The organism is Bacillus sp. AC266 (genome assembly GCF_979253805.1).
The window spans coordinates 1-233 of record NZ_CEEDEC010000077.1 but is presented as its reverse complement, the minus strand read 5'-3'; the positions used below and the strand labels follow the sequence as shown (position 1 = coordinate 233).

Annotated in this window: 1 protein-coding gene; it reads left to right on the top strand. The window is 39.1% G+C overall.

Annotated elements, in window-relative coordinates; genetic code table 11:
• A partial coding sequence (gene mtnN / locus AC0IXC_RS29410) for a 5'-methylthioadenosine/S-adenosylhomocysteine nucleosidase (protein ID WP_471653732.1) occupies nucleotides 1–233 on the top strand: 233 nt, incomplete at both ends.

The window sequence follows — 233 nt, the reverse complement described above, 5'->3', positions numbered from 1 at the left end:
GATTTAAAGCTGATGAGGCATTAGTTGCATTAGCTGAGAAATGTATGCAGGCAGAAGAAAATATTCAAGTTGTAAATGGTATGATTGCAACAGGTGATTCATTTATGAGTGATCCGAACCGCGTTGCTGCAATTCGTGATAAATTTGAAGATCTTTATGCAGTAGAAATGGAAGCAGCAGCTGTTGCGCAAGTATGCCACCAATTTGAAGTTCCGTTTGGTATTATTCGTGCA